We start from the raw sequence: 19,858 nt of genomic DNA, 5'->3' as shown, positions 1-19,858 counted from the left end.
AAATGAGAATTGCATTACATAGCCGTAAGCTAGAAACTGAACGCAGCAAATTTATTATCGATTCCATCAAATATATTCTTGATAAAGCAGAATTAGAATTGGTGATTTCAGATGCCTTGGCTCCTTATTTGGAGAAAATCGAACCAGAACTTTCTAAGGGGTTAAAAGTATTCAGCAACACCGAGTCTTTGAGAGGAGTCGACTTTATGATCTCAATTGGAGGTGATGGAACTTTACTTCAGGCTTTAACTTACGTGCAAGAGCTTGAAATACCTATTGTAGGTGTAAATGCGGGACGTCTAGGCTTTTTAGCGTCCATTCAAAGAGAAAATTTTCAAACGACAATAGATGCTTTGGTCAATGGTTATTATTCCATTGAAGAAAGAACAATGCTTGCTTTGGTAAGTGATAGAGAAGATTTATTTGGAGGAATTAAATTTGGTCTGAATGAATTTACAATTCTGAAAAGAGATACTTCTTCTATGATTGTAGTACATACTTACTTAAATGGGGAATATCTGAACTCTTATTGGGCAGATGGGTTGATTGTTTCAACTCCATCAGGTTCAACAGGGTATTCTTTGAGTGTAGGAGGTCCTGTGGTGATTCCTGGGTCAGAGAATTTTATTATCTCTCCAGTATGCCCACACAATCTAAATGTACGACCACTTATCGTATCTGACAGCAGTATCATTTCTTTTGAAATTGAGGGAAGAAGTAAGAATTTCTTAGTATCTCTTGATTCAAGATCTGAAGCTGTTGACGCTTCTATTCAACTGGCAGTAAGAAAATGTCCATTCAAAGCGAAGCTTGTGAAAATTGGAGGACAGGATAATTTTTTAGATACCCTAAGAAAAAAGTTAAACTGGGGGTTAGACAACAGAAACTAAAATGTATTTGAAACCTATAGCTTAACTGATGGTTTCAAATATATTCTAAAACTAGTAAGTACTTTTAGAAACTGGTACTTGTTAAATACAACAATTCAATTCATCGAAATGAGAAAAACAATTCAACCTTTATTAGGAATAGGGATGCTGATGTGCCTCTTCTTTTCCTGCACATCTGAAAAACAAGAAGAAGTACAATTGACGTCAAAAAATCCATTATTACAAGAGTGGCAAGGCCCTTATGGCGGTGTGCCTGCCTTTGATAAAATGCAATTGAAAGATCTGCAGGGAGCAATCGAAGAAGGAATGGCCATGAAACTGAAGGAAATCGATATCATTGCCAACAACTCAGATGCTCCTACATTTGAGAATACGATTATTCCTATGGAAAAATCAGGAGCGGCATTAGACAGAGCTTTTACGTATTATGGAATCTGGAGAAGTAATGTCTCTTCGCCTGAATTAAGAGAAATTGCGAAAGCTTTAGCACCAAAAATCTCAGATTACTCATCAAAAATCAAGCAAAATGAGAAACTTTTCAAACGTATCAAAGCGGTTTATGAAGCTTCTCAAAAAGAGCCGTTAGAAGATGAGGCACAAAGAATTGTAGAGCTGATCTATACTGGATTTGTGATGGACGGTGCGGATTTAGATGCTGAAAAGAAAAAGCAATATGCTGCTATCGACAAGAAATTGTCTTCATTGTACAATTCATTTTCAAATAATGTTTTGGCTGATGAAGAAAACTATGTAGTGTATTTGAAAAAAGATCAATTGAGTGGTCTTCCGGAATCATTTGTGAAGTCTGCCGCTAAAACAGCGGAGGAAAAAGGACATGCAGGTGAGTATGCTATCACAAATACAAGATCATCAATGGAGCCATTCTTAATGTATTCTGATGAAAGAGATTTAAGAAAGCAGGTTTGGACCAACTATATTAAAAGAGGGGACAACAGAGATGAGCACGACAACAACAAAATTATAGCGGAGATTCTTCAGTTAAGAAACGAGAGGGTAGCACTTTTAGGATATGATAACTATGCTACTTGGAGATTGCAGAATAGAATGGCCAAGACGCCAGAGAATGCAATGGATTTGATGGAGAAAGTATGGGTAGCTTCTACTGCTAGAGTGAAAGAAGAAGTAGCAGACATGCAAAAGGTAGCAGATCAACGTGGTGATAAAATCACAATTGAGCCTTGGGATTATCGCTATTATGCTGAAAAAGTACGTAAAGCAAAATATGACTTAGATTCTGATGAGGTAAAACAATACCTTCAATTAGAAAAGCTAAGAGAGGCAATGTTCTTTGTAGCTGGAGAATTATTCAATTTCCAATTCAGAGCTTTGGAAGAAGGTAAGGTTCCTGTATTTCATGAAGATGTAAGAGTGTGGGAGGTTTCAGACAAGACTTCGGGTGATGTGATTGGATTATGGTACTTAGATCCATATGCACGTAAAGGAAAGCGTTCAGGAGCATGGGCTACAACTTACAGAAGTTTTACATCTTATGAAGGAAAGAAAATTGTATTAGCTTCTAATAACTCCAACTTTATTAAGCCAGCACCAGGTGAAGTATCATTGGTTTCATGGAGTGATGCAGAGACGTTTTTCCATGAATTTGGGCATGCTCTTCACTTCTTATCTGCCAATGTAAAATACCCTACATCTAACAGCGGTGTAAGAGATTATACAGAATTCCAATCGCAATTATTAGAGCGTTGGTTGTCGACGGATAAAGTAATCAATGGTTTCTTGACACATCAGAAAACAGGTGAGCCAATGCCGAAATCATTAGTGAAGAAAATTGAGGCAGCTGCTTCATTCAACCAAGGTTTCAATACTACAGAATACCTTGCTTCAGCATTGATGGATATGAAATACCATACAGTTGATCCAACTGGAATCGATCCAGTGAAATTTGAGAAGGAAACATTGACGGCTTTAGGTATGCCTAAGGAAATTGTAATGCGTCACCGTTCTACTCAATTTGGTCACGTATTCTCAGGAGAAGGCTATGCGGCGGCATATTATGGTTACTTATGGGCAGATGTATTGACTTCAGATGCCGCTGAGGTATTTGCTAATGCACCAAAAGGTTTCTATGACAAAGAAGTAGCTGACAAGTTAGTGAAATACTTATTTGCCCCAAGAAATGCAATTGATCCAGCAAAAGCCTATAAATTATTCAGAGGTAGAGATGCACGTATCGAAGCCCTAATGAGAGATAGAGGTTTCCCAACAAAATAACCGTAGGGGTAGACCTACGTGTCTACCCGCTGTTACACAAAAAGAAAAAGCCTTCAATATCCAAAATATTGAAGGCTTTTTTATATCATGAACAATGAATCAAAAGTGAAGCTCTTCATTGTTAAATCTTAATTCAAAAACTACATTGCCACCTCAGATAAGAATTTCACTCTCACAAGGCGAATTTCATCTTCACCGATATCTTCATCTAGTTCATCATAAGCATCATCCAATTCGTCGGTTTCAGCACTCATGAAATAGTCATAGATTTCATCCAAACGATCTTCATCCATGATAGTATCGATATAGTAATCAAGATTCAGCTTTGTGCCCGAATCCACAATATTTTCGATTTCATCCAAAACATCATCAAAAGAGATTTTTAATGATTCTGCAATGTCCTCAATATCTTGTTTGCGGTCGATTTGCTGAATGATTGCAATCTTGGCTTTCGACTTGTTGACAGTACTTTTGACCACTACATCTTTAGCCGTAGTGATTTCATTCTGCTCCACATAGTCTTGAATAATATCTAGGAAAGGTTTACCAAATTTCTTGGCTTTTCCAGCTCCAACACCATTGATTTGCATCAATTCTTCATTGGTCACAGGGTAAGTTGTTGCCATTTCCTCCAAAGAAGGTTCTTGGAAGATTGCATAAGGAGGAATTCCTTTTTGGTGAGCGATTTTCTTTCTTTTCGCTTTCAGGATATCAAAAAGCTCCTTATCAAAGGCATTCGTCACTACAGCTTCCTCATTCAATGCTTCCAATTCAGAAGGCCATTGATAATCTTGAGTGTAATCAACATCAAAAGGGCGTTTTGAGAATCCTTCACCTTTCTCTGTAATACGAATTATTGTAATTTGATCAACATCTTTGGCTAAAAATCCATTAATCATTGATTGACGAATGATGGATTCCCAATGTTTGTTATCAAATTCACTTCCTTTGCCGAAAGACTTTAAGTCAAAATGATTGTAGCTTTCCACATAATCAGTACGAGTACCTGTCAATACATTGCAGATATGCTCAATACCAAAACGTTCTTCCGTTTCTTCGACTGCTTGTAAGGCTAGTAGTATTTGATCTTTGGCATTGAAAGAAGAGTGTTTGGCTTTACAGTTGTCACAATGTCCACAATTTTCTTCAACGTGCTCACCAAAGTAATGAAGTAATTGCTTCGTTCTACAAACAGATGAATAAGCATAATAGCTCATTTCTTGAAGTAGAATATGAACATTCTCTCTTTCTGTAATGGATTTATCTTTATGGAATTTCTCTAGTTTTGAGATGTCTTCAGGACTGAAGAGCATCATACAGTACGATTCTAAACCATCTCTACCAGCTCTACCTGTCTCTTGATAATATCCTTCCAATGATTTAGGAGCATCGTAGTGCACTACAAAACGAACGTCAGGCTTGTCAATACCCATACCGAAGGCAATTGTAGCCACAATTACATCGCAGTCTTCATTCAAGAAGGCATCTTGATTGCCCATTCTCTGAGAAGATTCCATACCGGCATGATAAGGGAGAGCGTTGATGCCGTTGATCCTCAAAAACTCTGCTACTTCCTCCACTTTTTTACGGCTGAGGCAGTAGATAATTCCAGATTTGTTCTGATGTTTTCTAATGAACTTGATCAGTTGAACCTTTGGATCTTTCTTGGGGTGTACTTCGTAAAATAAGTTGTCCCTATGGAAAGAAGATAAGAAGATGTTGGCATCTTCCATTCTAAGGTTTTTCTGAATATCCGCTCTTACTTTAGGAGTAGCAGTAGCTGTAAGAGCAATGATTGGCAAGTCGCCAATTTCTTCTATAATTTGTTTTATTCTTCTGTATTCAGGTCTAAAATCATGTCCCCATTCTGAAATACAGTGGGCCTCATCAATAGCGATGAATGAAATATTAGACTTTTTCAGAAGTTCAATATTATCAGGCTTTGTTAATGATTCAGGAGCCACATAAAGCAGTTTCGTCTTTCCCTCCAGAGTCTCTTTCTTTACCCTATTTGATTCACTTTTGCTTAATGTTGAATTAAGAAAGCTAGCATTAATTCCTAAAGCCTGAAGCTGATCCACTTGGTTTTTCATTAATGCGATCAAAGGAGAAATTACAATTGTAGTTCCTTCTTTCATTACCGCGGGTAATTGATAACAAAGAGATTTTCCAGCACCAGTAGGCATAATTACAAATGTATTTTTGCCATCTAAAATATGCTGTATAATCACTTCCTGATTTCCACGGAACTGATTATAACCGAATACCTCCTTTAATTTATCTTTTAACGGTGATTGTACATTCGTACTTGCCATATGCTATTTCAAAATAAATTATCTATATAAGATAGTATAAATAATTGGATGCTTTAAAAATTCTGTGTCTGTATAGATGAATACTAAAAGTATTGTAGCTTCAATCCTATTGTTTATATGAATATACAAAAACACTATTAGTTTTCATAGTAGTTATCCTTAACCAATTTATTAATAGATGCTATTGTTTTTTTAATATTCAGGCCCTCAACATTGAAGGTGAGAATATTATGATAATTCTGAATAAGGTTACAAATAGAAAAAATCCAATAAAATATACTTCTGTTCCAACTTTAGTAATGTAATATTACAAAAAAAGCCTACATTTTTTCAATGTAGACTTCTTAAATATTGATTGAAATACCAATATTGACCGTTGCTTGAGGATTAATGACTTAATCTCTCTAATCTTGCCAAGTTGATAATCGTGATATTTTTATCTTTGATCTCAATGAGTTTCTCATCTTTAAAATCGGACAAAGTACGGATCAATGTTTCTTTTGCAGTACCTACGATTTTTGCCAAGTCATCTCTTGTGATCGACATTCTTTCGTTTGGTCCTTGTTGGTAACGCTTGTCTAACTGAAGTAATACTTCTGCAACACGTTGTCTCACGGAGCCATAAGCTAACTTTAATAGCTTTTCTTCTTGTTCAATCACCTCTTTTGTTAAAAGCTTAATGAAGGCATGAGAAACGTCTCTGTTGTTATGAATTAGTGAGAAGAAGTCTTCCTTAGGAATCATAGTGATCTCACACTCTTCCAATACCATTGCACTCTCAGGGTAAGTTACATCTTTCAATAAAGCCACATAACCTAAAAACTCACCAGGACCGTGAATACCTGTGATGTACTCTTTTCCATCTTCGTTTGTTTTATAAGTTTTTACCTTACCGCTTACGATCTGTAAAAGTGCGTTTGGATGATCTCCTTCATAAAACAATACACTTTTCTTTTTGTAAGTACGTGATTTTCTATTTTCTGAAAGTTTATCTAAGTTATTCATTCCTCTAGCATCGCTGATAAATGAATCAAAACCTTCTGGAGATTGCTCATAATGCTTACGAACAGTGTCTGATTTTTTCAAACGGCTTTCAATAGCATCTAATAGCTCAACATCATCAAATGGTTTAGCAATGTAGTCATCAGCACCGTGGCTCATTCCTTTTCTGAAATCTGTTTTTTCAGCTTTAGCTGTTAAGAAAATGAAAGGAATACTAGCAGTATTAGGGTCTTTAGATAAAGCGAATAATACACCATAACCATCTAACTCAGGCATCATAATATCACAAATAATCAAGTCAGGGCTTGATGTTCTTGCTTTTTCAACGCCTACCTTACCATTGTCAGCTGTAATTACTTCGTAATTTGATAATTCTAGAATTTCCGATGTGTTCTCACGCATTTCTAAATTATCCTCTATCAATAGTATTTTTTTCATTTGGAATAAACTTTTTCGGTATTTTAATTGAGAATGTTGTACCCACGTCTTCTTTACTCTCGAAGGAGATTGAGCCATTCAGCATTTCTATATATTTCGTCACGATGTTGAGTCCAAGGCCAGTTCCTTGAATGTTGATTGCATTTTCAGCTCTGAAGAATCGATCAAATAGGTGAACTTGATCTTTCTCTGGAATTCCCATCCCTTCGTCTTTAATGCTCACACGTAGCTCATTGTCGTCTATGCATGAATCTACCCAAATCCTATCTCCAATACCAGAGTATTTGATGGCGTTTGATAGTAAATTTATAATAATGTTTTTCAGTATCTGAGGATCAGTTTTAAACTGCGAAACCCCTTCATGACTGATTATAATTTTTTGTCCTTGTTTAGTAACAGAAGACATTTCATCGCACAAATTATCTATGTAAGAATCCACATCTATCGTCGATCGATGCACAAATGCCTTACCTTCCTCCAATTTACTAATAGATAGGAAATCATTCAAGATTTGTGTAAGATTATTAACGCTTGACTTGATACGTTTGATGTGTTTCTCTTTTTTCTCCTCGTGTTCAGGTAAATTGTAGCGAGAAATTAATGAAACAGAAGACATTATGGTACTCAAAGGTGTTCTGAATTCATGTGAAGCCATAGACACAAATCTACTCTTCAGTTCATTCAGTTGACGTTCTTTTGTCAGGGCTTTTCGTATCTCTTCTTCTGCCTTAGTTTGCTGTGTGATATTGAGCATCACCACAAGTACCTGCTTTGTTTGCTGTCTGCTATTCTTGATCGGTACAATGATCGTTGAATAGTTGAGGTTTTTATATTTGAATTCAAAAATTGCTTCTTCACCCGTAGTGATGACTTCCTGGGCAAGTTTGAAACATTTCTGATATTCTTCTACTCTTGACGGGTCATTTTCAGATAAGAACCTGAAGAATTTAGCACCTACAATTTTATCGGCATCTAAATCCAGATCTTTAAAGCCAGTACCATCGGCAAAAAGATAATTCAAGTTTTCGTCCAATACAGAAATCAACCCATAAGGGAAGTTGTGGGCAATGATTTTATAAATTGCCTGACTTTTTAAAAGTTCTTCTTCAGCTTTTTTTCTTTCGAAAATTTGAAGTTCAAGATCCTCGTTGGAACGTTGCAATGTCTTGATTGCATTATCTAATTGACGTGTTCTATCCTGCACTCGTTGCTCCAGTTTCTCATTGAGCTCCTGAATATGATTCAGGTGTTTACTATGCAGTATACTATGACGAATTGCCCTTTCTAATTGTTGAGGCGTGATTTGTCCTTTTACAAGGTAATCTGAAGCACCTGCAACCATAGCTTGTTCATCGACTTTTACATCTCCCTGACCAGTCAATAAGATGAAAGGTTTAAAAGGATGATCTTTCAGACATTCAATGATAAGGTCCAGGCCACTTTTAGCCCCAAGTAGATAATCTACAATGTAGACGTCATGGTTTCCTTCACTAACGATTTCAACAGCATCGTCATAGTTAGAGACCCAATCAAGCTCATAACTTCTGAAAGGTATATCATCCAATACATCTTCGGTAATGATATAATCATCTTCATCATCATCGATGAGAAGTACCTTCACTATTTGATTATGCGGATCAGTATGTTGTGAAAAAGGCATAAATTCTAAAAACTATTAATGAGGCAACCTTACTACTTGAAACCAATATTTGTTGAGCGATTCAACGACCTCAACCATGGATTCAAAAGTTACCGGCTTAGTAATAAACGAGCTGACCCCTAAGTTATAAGTTTTTATGACATCTTCTTCATCATTTGAAGTTGTTAATACAACTACAGGTATTTTTTTCAAATGATCATTGTTTTTGATCTCTTTTAGACACTCTCTGCCGTCCTTTTTAGGCATATTCAAGTCAAGCAAAATGAGATCAGGGGTTGGATATTTGCTATTGTCATTATACTTGCCATTATTTTGCAAATAGCTCATTAGTTCCTCTCCATCTTCAACAAATTGAAGTTGAATAGACAAATTACTTTTTTGTGCAAAAGCTTCTTCAAAAGCTTCTTCGGTTAGCATTCGATCTTCAGGATCATCATCAGCGTAAAGAATGGTAGTTGTCATGAATACTTTTTTAAATTAAGTGGAAAAAATCTGAAAGTTATGTATTTACTCTATTACTCTTCTTCTAAATCGGTTCTTAGCGTAAAGGTGAAAGTTGTTCCTTTTCCAATCTGACTGCTTGCCGTAATATCACCACCGTGGCGTTGTGTAATCTTCTTGCAGATAGCCAAACCAATACCAGAACCATTATATTTTCTTCCTTCCAAACGCTGGAAAATTTGAAAGATACGCTCGTTGTATTTTTCATCAAAACCAATTCCATTATCAGCAATAGAAATTTCCACTTCGTTAGGTTTTGTTTCATCAATGCTAGAATCAATTCTGATTTGAGGAGTAGTATCGTCTTTTCTAAATTTTATAGCATTTGAAATAAGATTTTGAAAAAGTTGTCTTAGTTGAGTTATGTCTCCTTTAATTGTTGGAAGTTCTACAGTACGAATTACCGCTTCAGATTCATTAATTGCAATTTCAAGATCAGAAATAACATCTCTTAACACTTCATTCAGGTCAATCTGCTCAAAAGGCTTCGCTTTGGATGATATTCTTGAGAACCTTAAAAGGTCTGTAATGAGCTGTTGCATTCTTTCTGCAGAATTCAACATTCTATTGATATAATCTTGTCCTTTAGGAGACAGATTTTCTTTTTCCTTCTTGCTTAAACGGTCACCAAAAGCACGTATTTTTCTCAACGGTTCTTGTAAGTCATGTGAACTGACATAAGCAAAATCCTCTAATTCCCTGTTTTTGAGAATCAACTCCTGCATGTACTGCTTCACTTTCTGTTCGTTCTCTACACGCTCTGTTACATCTTCCGCAAAGATGATAATACCGCTGATTTGATTGTCACTATTGTACCAAGGGTGTGCTTCCCATTCTATCCATATATTGCTCAAATCTATTCGGTCAATATAATCCATCTGCACTCCGGATTTTTCTCCGTTTAAGACCTGCTCAAACACCTCATACCATCTTTTCTGGAAATTAGGTAAAGTTTCCTGTATGGTTTTCCCTTCCAGGTTTACTGTAACTCCCAAAGTTTTCTTCCATCTGTTACTTGCAATGAGGTAAGTTAAATCCTTATCTAGCATTGCAATTGCCGCAGGTGCATAATCGGCATAATATTCTAAAAGCTGTTGCTGTTTGACAACTTGAAGCTCAACATTTTTTCTTTTGGTAATGTCATGAACAAAAGCCGCTACATGAAACTCATCTTCAATGGTCATGTGACTGATACTTACCTCAACATAAAAAACTTCTTTACTTTTCTTCTGTGCGATAAATTCTTTGCCAAGCCCCATGGGTCTTACTTCAGGTTTTTCAAAGTAAGCATTTCTAAGGCTCTTGTGCATAGTCTTAATAGCATCCGGAAGCAGTGCTTCAAGTTCCTGACCAACCAACTCACCCTCTTCGTAGCCAAAGATTGTGTTACCCATTGGGTTGATGGCTACTATTTGTCCTTTTTTATTGCAAATAATAATTCCCTCCGAAGCGGCGTAAAATAATGGTGTGAGGAAGTTGTTTTGTTCTAATATTTTAGATGGCATTGTTTTATAGGTTGAGGGAATTAATATAATTTATTACATCTTCTAATTGAGAAGGATGAACCCAATGGGTAGAGGAATCTCTTTTAAACCAGCTCAATTGTTTTTTGGCGTATCTTCTGCTGTTTCTTTTCAACAGTTCAACGGTAGTATTCCAATCCTGTTTACCGTCCCAGAAATCAAAAATTTCTTTGTAACCCACTGTTTGAAGTGCGTTTTTTTCTTTATGAGGAAAAAGGCTTTCTACTTCTTTCAAAAGGCCATTGTTCAGCATAATGTCCATTCTCAGATTGATTCTGTCATAAAGCTCTTGGCGGTCCCTGTTTAATCCAACTTTTACAATTTTAAAAGGGCGGTCGGCTTTGTATTGACTGCGCTGTCCAGAATACTTTTTTCCTGTGATTTCAATGACCTCAAGTGCTCTGATCACTCTTTGATAATTGGCTCTGTCTACTTGATTGTAATATTCAGGATCTTTTTGTTCCAGTTCTTCCAGCAATGGCTGAATTCCATACTGCTGGTAACGGGTGTTCAGTTTTTCTCTTACTTTAGGATCACTTGTAGGCATGGGATCGATACCGTTGCAGATGGCATCAACATACATCCCTGATCCGCCAGAAAGGATCACATATTTATGTTTTTGAAATAGTTGCTCCAGTAATTGAAGTGTATCTTTTTCGTAATGCCCAAAGCTATATTCTTGTTCTATAGACAAATGCCCCACAAAGTGGTGTGGTATTTCCTGCATTTCATCTTCGGTGGGGCGTGCAGTGCCGATCTGCATTTCTTTAAAAAACTGACGTGAATCGGCATAAACAATTTCTGTGGATAAAGCACGGGCTAACTCTACACAAAAGTCGGTTTTACCTACAGCAGTAGGACCTACTACAACTACTAAAACTTTTTCTTTTTCCAATATCAAAATAATTTGTCACAAAGATACAAAGTTAACCTCAAGTAGAAAACCATAATCGGCACGCTAAAAATTAATATAGCAATTCTAAACAAAGTAGGGAAAGATGAAAACAATGACTTACCTTTACAGCCCTATTATAAATTAAATAACATGTTTGTAGAACCTAGATTTCAAGACCGCACAGAAGAGAAACCCATCGGATGGATAGAAGTAGTCTGTGGATCAATGTTTTCAGGAAAAACTGAAGAACTAATCCGCAGAGTGAACAGAGCTACTATTGCCAAACAAGTTGTTCATATTTTCAAGCCAGCTGTTGATACAAGATACCATGAGGAAAATGTAGTTTCTCATAACGCCAACTCAATTATTTCAACTCCAGTCAAATCTGCTGAGGAAATCACACAATATGTTGGCAAAAATGAAGTTATAGCTATTGACGAGGCTCAATTTTTTGACAACAAACTAGTAGATGTTTGTGTAGAATTGGCCAACGCCGGGCACCGTATTATTGTTTGTGGTTTGGACATGGATTTCCAGGGAAAACCATTTGAACCAATGCCTCAATTGATGGCAATTGCAGAATATGTAACAAAATTGCACGCTATTTGTGTAAAATGTGGTGAACCTGCGCTATATTCATACCGACTATCAGCTTCAGATGAACAAGTGCTTTTAGGTGAGACGGATTCTTATGAGGCGAGATGTCGAAAATGTTATCAGAAAGGCATGTCCTCTCGAAGTGCAAACTCTTGATTTGTAGAGATTCTTAAGTTATTTTTTGCTTTAGTCTCTACACAGACTTGGCAGAAAAATAAACTTCTCGATGCAGAAAAGAATAGATACAGATAATTTAGGACGTCAATTTTCGCGTTACTTTAGTTTCAAAACTATACAAGGAAGAAATGTTTTATTAACTACTTCCTACTTATTTATCTTAATAACATTTACCATCCTTGTTGTTTATCAAAACAACTTGGTGAGTGATGTCGGTGATAGGGTAATCCAAACAAGAAACCCTATCACTGTCATGACTTCTAGAATTAATGCGGGCTTGGACCGTGTTTCTGCTGCTCAACGAGGCTATTTTTTGACAAAGGATGATTCTTACAAAGATGAAAGAAACTCACTTTGGGACACAGACATCCTTCCTGCCTTAGAAAAATTAGAAGAATTAGGAAAACATCTTACCTCTCAAGACCGAAGATCAATTGATGCTCTTGGTATCCTTTTGAAAGAATACAAGCATGGTCAGGATGATTTGGAGTTGTATTTTGAACAACATATCACAGACTTTGCCGCTATTCAGGAAGATGTAGATACATATGATTCCCTCACCTTACGTTTGAAGTTGGAAAGCTTCAAAAAGAAAGCAGAAGTGGATGAATACATAGTTGATTATTTACTTACCACAATTTCTCCCCTCAAAGCTGAAATCAGAGATTATTTAGGTCCTTTGTCACAACAGCAACGTAAAGCCATGCTGGATGACGTGAAAAGGATCAATGAAGATATTGAGTCTGCCAACTCTTCTATTGCCTTTGTTACTTTTTTCTTCTCTATTCTTGCCATTGGTTCATCACTTCTTGTAATTCGAACGCTGAATACATCCTTACAACGTCCTGTCAATCAGTTGGATCGTTTATCGATTGGAGATTTAGGACAGGATATTGATGAAACAAGTGATGAGATGAACGATATCATTTTGTCAAGTAATAAACTGAGGGATAATTTGGGCAGAGCCAGTCGATTTGCCTTGAGTATTGGTGAAGGACACTTTGAAGCCAAATTCAAACCTGCTAGTGACTATGACATTTTGGGTAATGCCTTGGTGCAGATGAGAAATAAGCTGAAAGATGTAGCTTATCAGGATGAAAAAAGAAACTGGATTACAAAAGGTATGGCTCACTTTGGTGAGATTTTAAGAACAAACCAAGACCTGAAAGAATTATCAAATGCTATTATCAGTGAATTGGTCTCTTACCTCAATGCTAACCAAGGAGAATTATATTTCTTAGACGAAACAGAAGATCAAAAGAAATTCTTAAATCTTGAAGCCACTTATGCTTTTGAGAGAAAAAGAATTATTGAAAAGAAAATCCATATTGACGGCCGTTTTGGCGAAGGACTTTTAGGGCAAGCTTATCTACTAGGGGAAACAATTTACCTGAATGACGTACCTGAAGGTTATACTGAAATTACTTCAGGTTTAGGAGATTCAACTCCTCGTGCGGTTTTAATTGTGCCTTTGAAAATCAATGATGAGGTTGAAGGAGCGTTAGAAATCGCAAGTTTCAAAGAGATCGAGCCTTTTGAAATTGAGTTTGTAGAAAGAGTAGCTGAGAGTATTGCTTCTACGTTGAGAACTGCTAAAAACAATCAGCGTACGAAAGAACTTTTGATGTCTTCACAGCAACAAAGAGATCACTTGAGAAGTCAAGAAGAGGAAATGCGTCAGAACTATGAAGAACTTCAAGCGACGCAGGAGGAGATGGAGAGAAGACAAAACGAATTGGAAGCGTTGCGTACGAGTCTTGAAAATCAAGTAAAAGACAGAACGGAACAACTGGCCAAAACTTTGGAACGTTTTGATTTGGCTTTCAAAGGAACTTCAGAAGGTATTTGGGATGCCGTGCTTCAAAATGGTGTGCTGGATGAAACAACTAACTTCTGGTGGTCACATCGCTTTGAAGAGCTTTTAGAATATGATGAAGGTGAATTGCAAAATGATTTTGAGTCATTTGTAGCCAATATTCACCCTGAAGATAGAGAAAAGGCCATTAAGGTATTTAATGGATTGATTGCTGATCATTTAGGTATTGCTCCTAATTCAATTGAGGTTCGTCTTCGATTAAAATCTGGTACATTTAAATGGTTCTATGTTTCTGGAGCTGTTAAACATGATGAAAATGGAGTGGCACAACGATTTGCAGGTGCAATCAACGATATTTCAAGTACAGTAGACTTGAAGATTTCACAAGAAAAACTAAGCATTCGTGAGGCCAATTTGAAGGCTTTCTTGGATGTAACGAGTGATTTTGTAATTGCTATTGATCAAAAGATGGTCGTTACTTTAGCAAACAATGCTATTAAGGATGAGTTGAAGGGAAGAGGAGTGGAAATCACAGAAGGTGAAACGGTGATGCTTGACCTTGTGAGACCGGAAAATAGAGGCCGTTATAAAGAAAATTGTAAGAAGGCATTAGACGGTCATTCGTTCACAGATGAAATGACTTTCCAGTTTGGAGTGCGTAAGAGAATTATGGATTCCCGTTACTACCCAATTCACGGAGAAGATGGTGCCATCATTGGAGCAACGATCATGTTCCATGACATTACAGAAAGAAAGAAAAGGGAAGCTGACTTGGAAGAATCAAGAAGACAGCTGAAAGCCATTTTTGATACTTATGAAGCAGAGGTATATATGAAAGACCTCGACGGAAAGTATATTATGGTGGATCAAACACTCACTAAACGTTTGAACTTAGGCTACGATATTATTGGAAAGACTGATGTTGAAATTTTTGGCGAAGAGGAAGGAAGCTTGATTTGGGAACTGGATAAAGGAATCGCAGAGCAGGAGACAGAGGTTGCTTACGTGGAAGAGAGAAAAGATGGAACGAAATTCAAGTATGTGAAATTCCCTATGGTCAATTCTTCCGGTAAGATTTATGCTATGTGTAGTATTGCTTCACAGCTAGAGTTTGAAGATTTTGGTGATGACCAAAGTATTGATAAAGTTCCAGTTTCTATAGCCTATAGATCTGTTGAAGACGTCAAAAATATTAAAAAGACTACAGGTATTTGGCAGAGCTATTTTGGAGGTGTTTCTGATTTAACGTCTTTTGTAAGCGGTGCAGATCAGGAGAAGTTTAAGTCAGCTATGGAAAATATCCAAGAAGCAGTACAGAATGGCAAGTCTTATTATGAGACTTATACTTTAACACTGAGAGACAGCAGAAGAATTTTAGTATTAGAAAAAGGAAATTCTGTGTACACAGATCTTGATGGAAAAGATGTAGTAATTTCGGCGTTGATCAATATTACACCGCTTAGACCTAATCATCAGAAAACAGTTTAGGTGATATTTTGACCAAGTACTTATTATTCAACGCATGAATTGATTACATTTGCACGTTGATTAATTTATCATTCATAAAAACATTGAGATGAAAGCAATCATTAAAACTGAAAAAGGAGATATGACAGTAGAGTTCTACCAAAATGATGCTCCAAACACGGTAGCGAATTTCGTAGACTTAGCGTTGCATAACTACTATGATGGATTAACTTTCCACAGAGTAATTCCTAATTTTGTCATTCAAGGTGGTTGCCCTGACGGTACAGGTGCAGGTGGACCAGGCTATAGAATTGCTTGTGAATTAGATGGTGATAACCAATACCACGACCGTGGTGTTTTATCAATGGCACATGCAGGTAGAAACACTGGCGGTTCTCAGTTCTTTATTTGCCATAGCCGTACTCAAACTTCTCACTTAGACCGTAACCATACTTGTTTCGGTAAAGTAGTTGAAGGTGTTGAAGTAGTAGACAATATCCGCCCTAACGATAAAATTCGTTCTATTGAGATCATCAAAGAAGAAGGTGATGCTGAATTGCCGGAAGTAAAGAAACTATAATCCTTTTTTGAGAGGGATTTTTAATATGGGGACTGATTCAATATAAGGTTGGGTCAGTCTCTTTTTTTGATAACTATTTTTTTGAAGCGTGAAATACAAAGCTATAATTTTTGACTGCGATGGGGTGTTAGTAGATTCAGAATCGATCACTATGAATGTCTTCATCGAACTTTTTAGTGCTTATGGAGTGGAAATGAGCTATGATTATGCGATTAAAACCTTGACAGGAAAGGCGTTTGATCAAATTGTGGAATATGTGGAGGAAGAGTATCAAATTACACTTAATGAAGACTTTGAAAAGCAGTTTCGCCAGAAAACATTTGAAGCTTTCAAGAACGACATTCAGCCTATTGATGGGATTAAAGAGGTTGTGTCACAATTAAAAATACCTTTTGCAGTAGCTTCAAATGGTCCAATGAGCAAAATGGAGCTGAACCTGAAGACTACAGGGCTTTACCCCTATTTTGAAGGAAACATGTTTAGTGCTTACGATTTGCAAGCTTGGAAGCCTGATCCAAAGGTTTTTGTAACGACAGCACAGCATTTAGGAATGCAACCATCAGACTGTGTAGTGATTGAAGACAGCATGTCTGGAGTGGTGGCAGCACAAAATGGAGGTTTTGATGTGATGGTTTATGTTGGACATCAAGAAGAGGAGAAGTATACTTCTAAAGGCATTAAAGTCTTTAAAGACATGAAAGAATTATTGATATTAATAGATTAGAGAAGATTACTCTGATATCTTTTAGCAACTTCTTTAGGTGTAATCCCATATTTCTTTTTGAAATAGAAAGAGAATTTTGAGCTTGATTTAAATCCGCACATTCTTGAAATATTTTGGATATTATTGGCCTCTGATGCTAAAAGAATTTTTGCTCTTTCTAATCTATAATTAAGGTGAAATTTAATTACTGATGTACCAAAAACTTGTTGGAAATCCCTTCTTAGTTTTGAAACAGAATAACCATACATTTCTGCAAGCTCTTCAAGACTTGGAACATAATCTAATGAGGAGAGGATGTAGTCTTTTACTTTCATCAATTGTTCAAAATCTTCCGAATGCAGATTTTTAGAAGTAATCTTATGGCTTCTGCTCAGTATTCTGTCATAGAAAATACTCAGCATCTCACTTGCTTTAGCCACTAATAAAGGGTTGATGACAAGGTTAGGTTTTGTTTCATCAATAGCAAAAGTATCTTTTAATAGTACATGAGTTTCTAAAGGGATATTATCGTAGATCAGCCACTCCTGTCCTTTATCATTTGAAAAGAAATCTCCCAAAAATTCTTTAAATAGATGTTCTTCATTTTCGAGAATATTTCTTTTGATACGTACACCTACCCATTGATAATGAAATCCTTTTTTAATAAGTATTTCAGTACTTACGGTAGTGTCATAAGCAATCATTCCACCGGAAGGAGAAAGTTCGGGTTGTTCTGATATTTTACTTTTTACGAGATCCCCAGTGTAAGAAAAACGGAAACATAGATAACGTTGCGATTCTTTGTCTCCTTTGAAAACAATCTTTGTGTCTTCATCAAAGGTATACGAGTTGGTCGAAACTTCAAGTCCTGGATGAAGTTGAAAATACCTGATTTTACATTTTAAGTATTTACTATTTACAGTAAAAAGTTGCTTGTGGTAATTGCCACCAACTAATTCTTGTAGTTGGTCGATCAATCCCCTCATAGAACCTTCTTTAAAGTTTAAGACTTTCATATTTCCAATTTATAAAGAAACCTCTAGTTATTAAAACTAGAGGCTCTTTGTTGAGAGAATGTTTATAACCTCATTTCTAAAATATAGGTTCCAGTTATGTACTAATAATTGGTTTCAGTTTTTAGTTAAGTAGTCATTTATTCTACAATTACCGAAGCTTTAGTTTGGAACCTTTAATTTCTAGAAATCAAGGCTCCAAACATGTTCTAAGCTATTTTTGAGATTTTAATCTATCCTCATTCCACTTATTGTACTGATCCATTACCTTATCGATAGTGAAACTGTCAATAGATTGGATTTGTGGATATTTATATAATGATTGGATAAACTGTCCTGCAGTGTAACCACCTTTGTATAAGAAGAATGGTCTCTTCGATAACCAGTGCCAGTACGAGTTCGAATCTGTATCTGCACGCTCGTATGGATCTCTTCTGATATTGAATACTTTTGGAGCTCTTAACTCTACAAATGGCTCTAACCATAACGCTAAAGTTTTCGCTCTTTGCTCCATGTAAACTACTTTCCAATCACCCATTCTGATTGCCGTGATATCACCATCATCAGATGTATAAATGAAAGTTTCTCTTGGAGATTCAGCTACTTCACCTTTGAAGTAAGGAAGCATGTTGTAGCCATCGATTGTAGTTTGAACGTTTCTTCCCATGTAAGAAATACCTGATTCAATTTCTTCTTTGATGTTTTCAACTCCTGCTGCTGATAATAATGTTGGCAACCAGTCTTGGTGAGAAACAATACCGTTTAATACTTTTCCCTCAGGAATAGTGCCTTTCCACATTACGTGACAAGGGATTCTGTAGGCACCTTCCCAGTTGGTGTTTTTCTCTGATCTGTATGGAGTTACAGCACCATCAGGCCATTCGTTGTAGTGAGGACCGTTGTCAGTAGAGTACATGATGATCGTGTTTTCCATCATACCCAATTCCTCTAATTTTGCTAATACCTTACCGATGTTTCTATCGTGATCTACCATTGCGTCAGCATAGAAAGTATCACCTTCCATTCCAGAAATACCTTTGATATCTTCCGAAGGGTAAGTAGGGTAGTGCATACCTACCGTGTTGTACCACAAGAAGAATGGCTTATCGTCATCTGCTTTCTCGTCTAACCACTCTAAAGTTCTGTCAGTGATTTCACGGTCAACAGTTTCCATTCTTTTCTTTGTCAATGGACCTGTATCAGAAACTCTACCATCAGCAAAAGAGTGGATTACACCTCTTGGAGCAAACTTTTCTTTGAACCACTCCTCTTTAGGGTAGTCCTCGTGTTCTGGCTCCTCTTCAGCGTTCAAGTGGTATAAGTTACCAAAGAACTCATCAAAACCGTGGTTGGTAGGCAACTGCTCATCTTTATCACCAAAGTGATTTTTACCAAATTGTGCCGTAGAATATCCTTCTCTCTTCAATAACCAAGCAATAGAAGGGTGCTCGTTTTTGAATCCGGCAGGTGCGCCAGGCAAACCTACTTTAGATAAACCCGAACGGATTGGGCTTTGACCGGTCATAAATGCAGATCTACCTGCTGTACACGACTGCTCGCCATAGTAGTCTGTAAATGCAATACCTTCTTCAGCGATTCTGTCGATGTTAGGAGTCATATACCCCATTTGTCCTCTGTTCCAGAAAGACAAGTTGAATTGTCCGATGTCGTCTCCCCAAAGAATGACAATGTTAGGTTTCTTTGGCGACTTCTTAGTTGGTTTATCACCAGCCATCGCAGGAAGGATAGTAATAAACGCTAGGATAGATAATAATACTTTTTTCATCTCCGTATCTAAAAATGAATTAATTAAATCACGTATGTACAAATAATACTCTTAGATAAACGGTATAGAAAATGGTTAAGAATGTACTTATATGTTCATGAAATGGGCTGATATGTTCTAAATGGATTATTCTTAATAGAAAAACATCACCTTTGAACTTTTCAAGAGAAGTTATAAACAATTTGTGCTGTATGAAGCAATTACTAATTGAAATTGGTAAATTTTATAAGAAAATGAAACATTGT

General features: G+C 36.6%; 14 protein-coding genes. 6 read left to right on the top strand and 8 right to left on the bottom strand.

What is annotated here, in order from left to right; genetic code table 11:
• Positions 1-2: 2 nt before the first annotated feature.
• Positions 3-890 carry an NAD kinase gene (locus AVL50_RS06970; RefSeq protein ID WP_062615767.1) on the top strand — a complete coding sequence of 296 codons (888 nt, stop codon included), beginning with the start codon at positions 3-5 and terminating at the stop codon, positions 888-890.
• Between the two features lie 108 nt (positions 891-998).
• Positions 999-3,140 (top strand): M3 family metallopeptidase, encoded by a 2,142-nt coding sequence (locus AVL50_RS06965; protein WP_062615808.1) that lies wholly within the window; start codon positions 999-1,001, stop codon positions 3,138-3,140.
• Between the two features lie 140 nt (positions 3,141-3,280).
• Here the strand turns inward: AVL50_RS06965 and recQ are convergent, their stop codons facing one another.
• The 6 genes from recQ to miaA form a co-directional block, all read right to left on the bottom strand.
• A complete protein-coding gene (gene recQ / locus AVL50_RS06960) occupies positions 3,281-5,455 on the bottom strand; it encodes a DNA helicase RecQ (protein WP_062615766.1) in 2,175 nt (724 codons plus the stop codon).
• Between the two features lie 387 nt (positions 5,456-5,842).
• Complete coding sequence (locus AVL50_RS06955; protein WP_062615765.1) at positions 5,843-6,895, bottom strand: response regulator; 1,053 nt, start codon at positions 6,893-6,895, stop codon at positions 5,843-5,845.
• Positions 6,867-8,555 (bottom strand): ATP-binding protein, encoded by a 1,689-nt coding sequence (locus tag AVL50_RS06950; RefSeq protein WP_062615764.1) that lies wholly within the window; start codon positions 8,553-8,555, stop codon positions 6,867-6,869. The genes AVL50_RS06955 and AVL50_RS06950 overlap by 29 nt, the downstream gene beginning before the upstream one ends.
• A 15-nt stretch (positions 8,556-8,570) precedes the next feature.
• Positions 8,571-9,017: a response regulator gene (locus AVL50_RS06945; protein WP_062615763.1), complete on the bottom strand. Its 447-nt coding sequence runs from the start codon at positions 9,015-9,017 to the stop codon at positions 8,571-8,573.
• 53 nt (positions 9,018-9,070) lie between these two features.
• On the bottom strand, positions 9,071-10,561 hold the full coding sequence (locus tag AVL50_RS06940) for a PAS domain S-box protein (protein ID WP_062615762.1): 1,491 nt from the start codon (positions 10,559-10,561) through the stop codon (positions 9,071-9,073).
• A gap of 4 nt (positions 10,562-10,565) precedes the next feature.
• A complete protein-coding gene (gene miaA, locus AVL50_RS06935; protein ID WP_216639017.1) occupies positions 10,566-11,474 on the bottom strand; it encodes a tRNA (adenosine(37)-N6)-dimethylallyltransferase MiaA in 909 nt (302 codons plus the stop codon).
• 150 nt (positions 11,475-11,624) lie between these two features.
• On the opposite strand from miaA, the gene AVL50_RS06930 reads away from it, so the two are divergent.
• The 4 genes from AVL50_RS06930 to AVL50_RS06915 all read left to right on the top strand — a co-directional run bounded on the left by AVL50_RS06930 (position 11,625) and on the right by AVL50_RS06915 (position 16,835).
• A complete protein-coding gene (locus tag AVL50_RS06930) occupies positions 11,625-12,227 on the top strand; it encodes a thymidine kinase (protein ID WP_062615760.1) in 603 nt (200 codons plus the stop codon).
• 70 nt (positions 12,228-12,297) lie between these two features.
• Entirely contained in the window at positions 12,298-15,552 is a 3,255-nt protein-coding gene (locus AVL50_RS06925) for a PAS domain-containing protein (protein ID WP_062615759.1), read from the top strand.
• 88 nt (positions 15,553-15,640) lie between these two features.
• Complete coding sequence (locus AVL50_RS06920) at positions 15,641-16,111, top strand: peptidylprolyl isomerase (RefSeq protein ID WP_062615758.1); 471 nt, start codon at positions 15,641-15,643, stop codon at positions 16,109-16,111.
• 88 nt (positions 16,112-16,199) lie between these two features.
• Positions 16,200-16,835, top strand: coding sequence for an HAD family phosphatase (locus AVL50_RS06915; protein WP_062615757.1), 636 nt, complete (start codon positions 16,200-16,202; stop codon positions 16,833-16,835).
• Here AVL50_RS06915 and AVL50_RS06910 read toward each other — a convergent pair.
• Together AVL50_RS06910 and AVL50_RS06905 are read right to left on the bottom strand one after the other, a co-directional pair.
• The gene (locus AVL50_RS06910) at positions 16,832-17,830 is read right to left on the bottom strand and encodes an AraC family transcriptional regulator (protein ID WP_062615756.1); all 999 of its coding nucleotides are present in this window, start codon (positions 17,828-17,830) and stop codon (positions 16,832-16,834) included. The genes AVL50_RS06915 and AVL50_RS06910 overlap by 4 nt on opposite strands.
• A gap of 211 nt (positions 17,831-18,041) precedes the next feature.
• Positions 18,042-19,613: an arylsulfatase gene (locus AVL50_RS06905; protein WP_062615755.1), complete on the bottom strand. Its 1,572-nt coding sequence runs from the start codon at positions 19,611-19,613 to the stop codon at positions 18,042-18,044.
• Between the last annotated feature and the right edge of the window lie 245 nt (positions 19,614-19,858).

The organism is Flammeovirga sp. SJP92 (assembly GCF_001583495.1).
Lineage (GTDB): Bacteria > Bacteroidota > Bacteroidia > Cytophagales > Flammeovirgaceae > Flammeovirga.
This window is presented reverse-complemented; position numbering and strand designations above follow the sequence as displayed.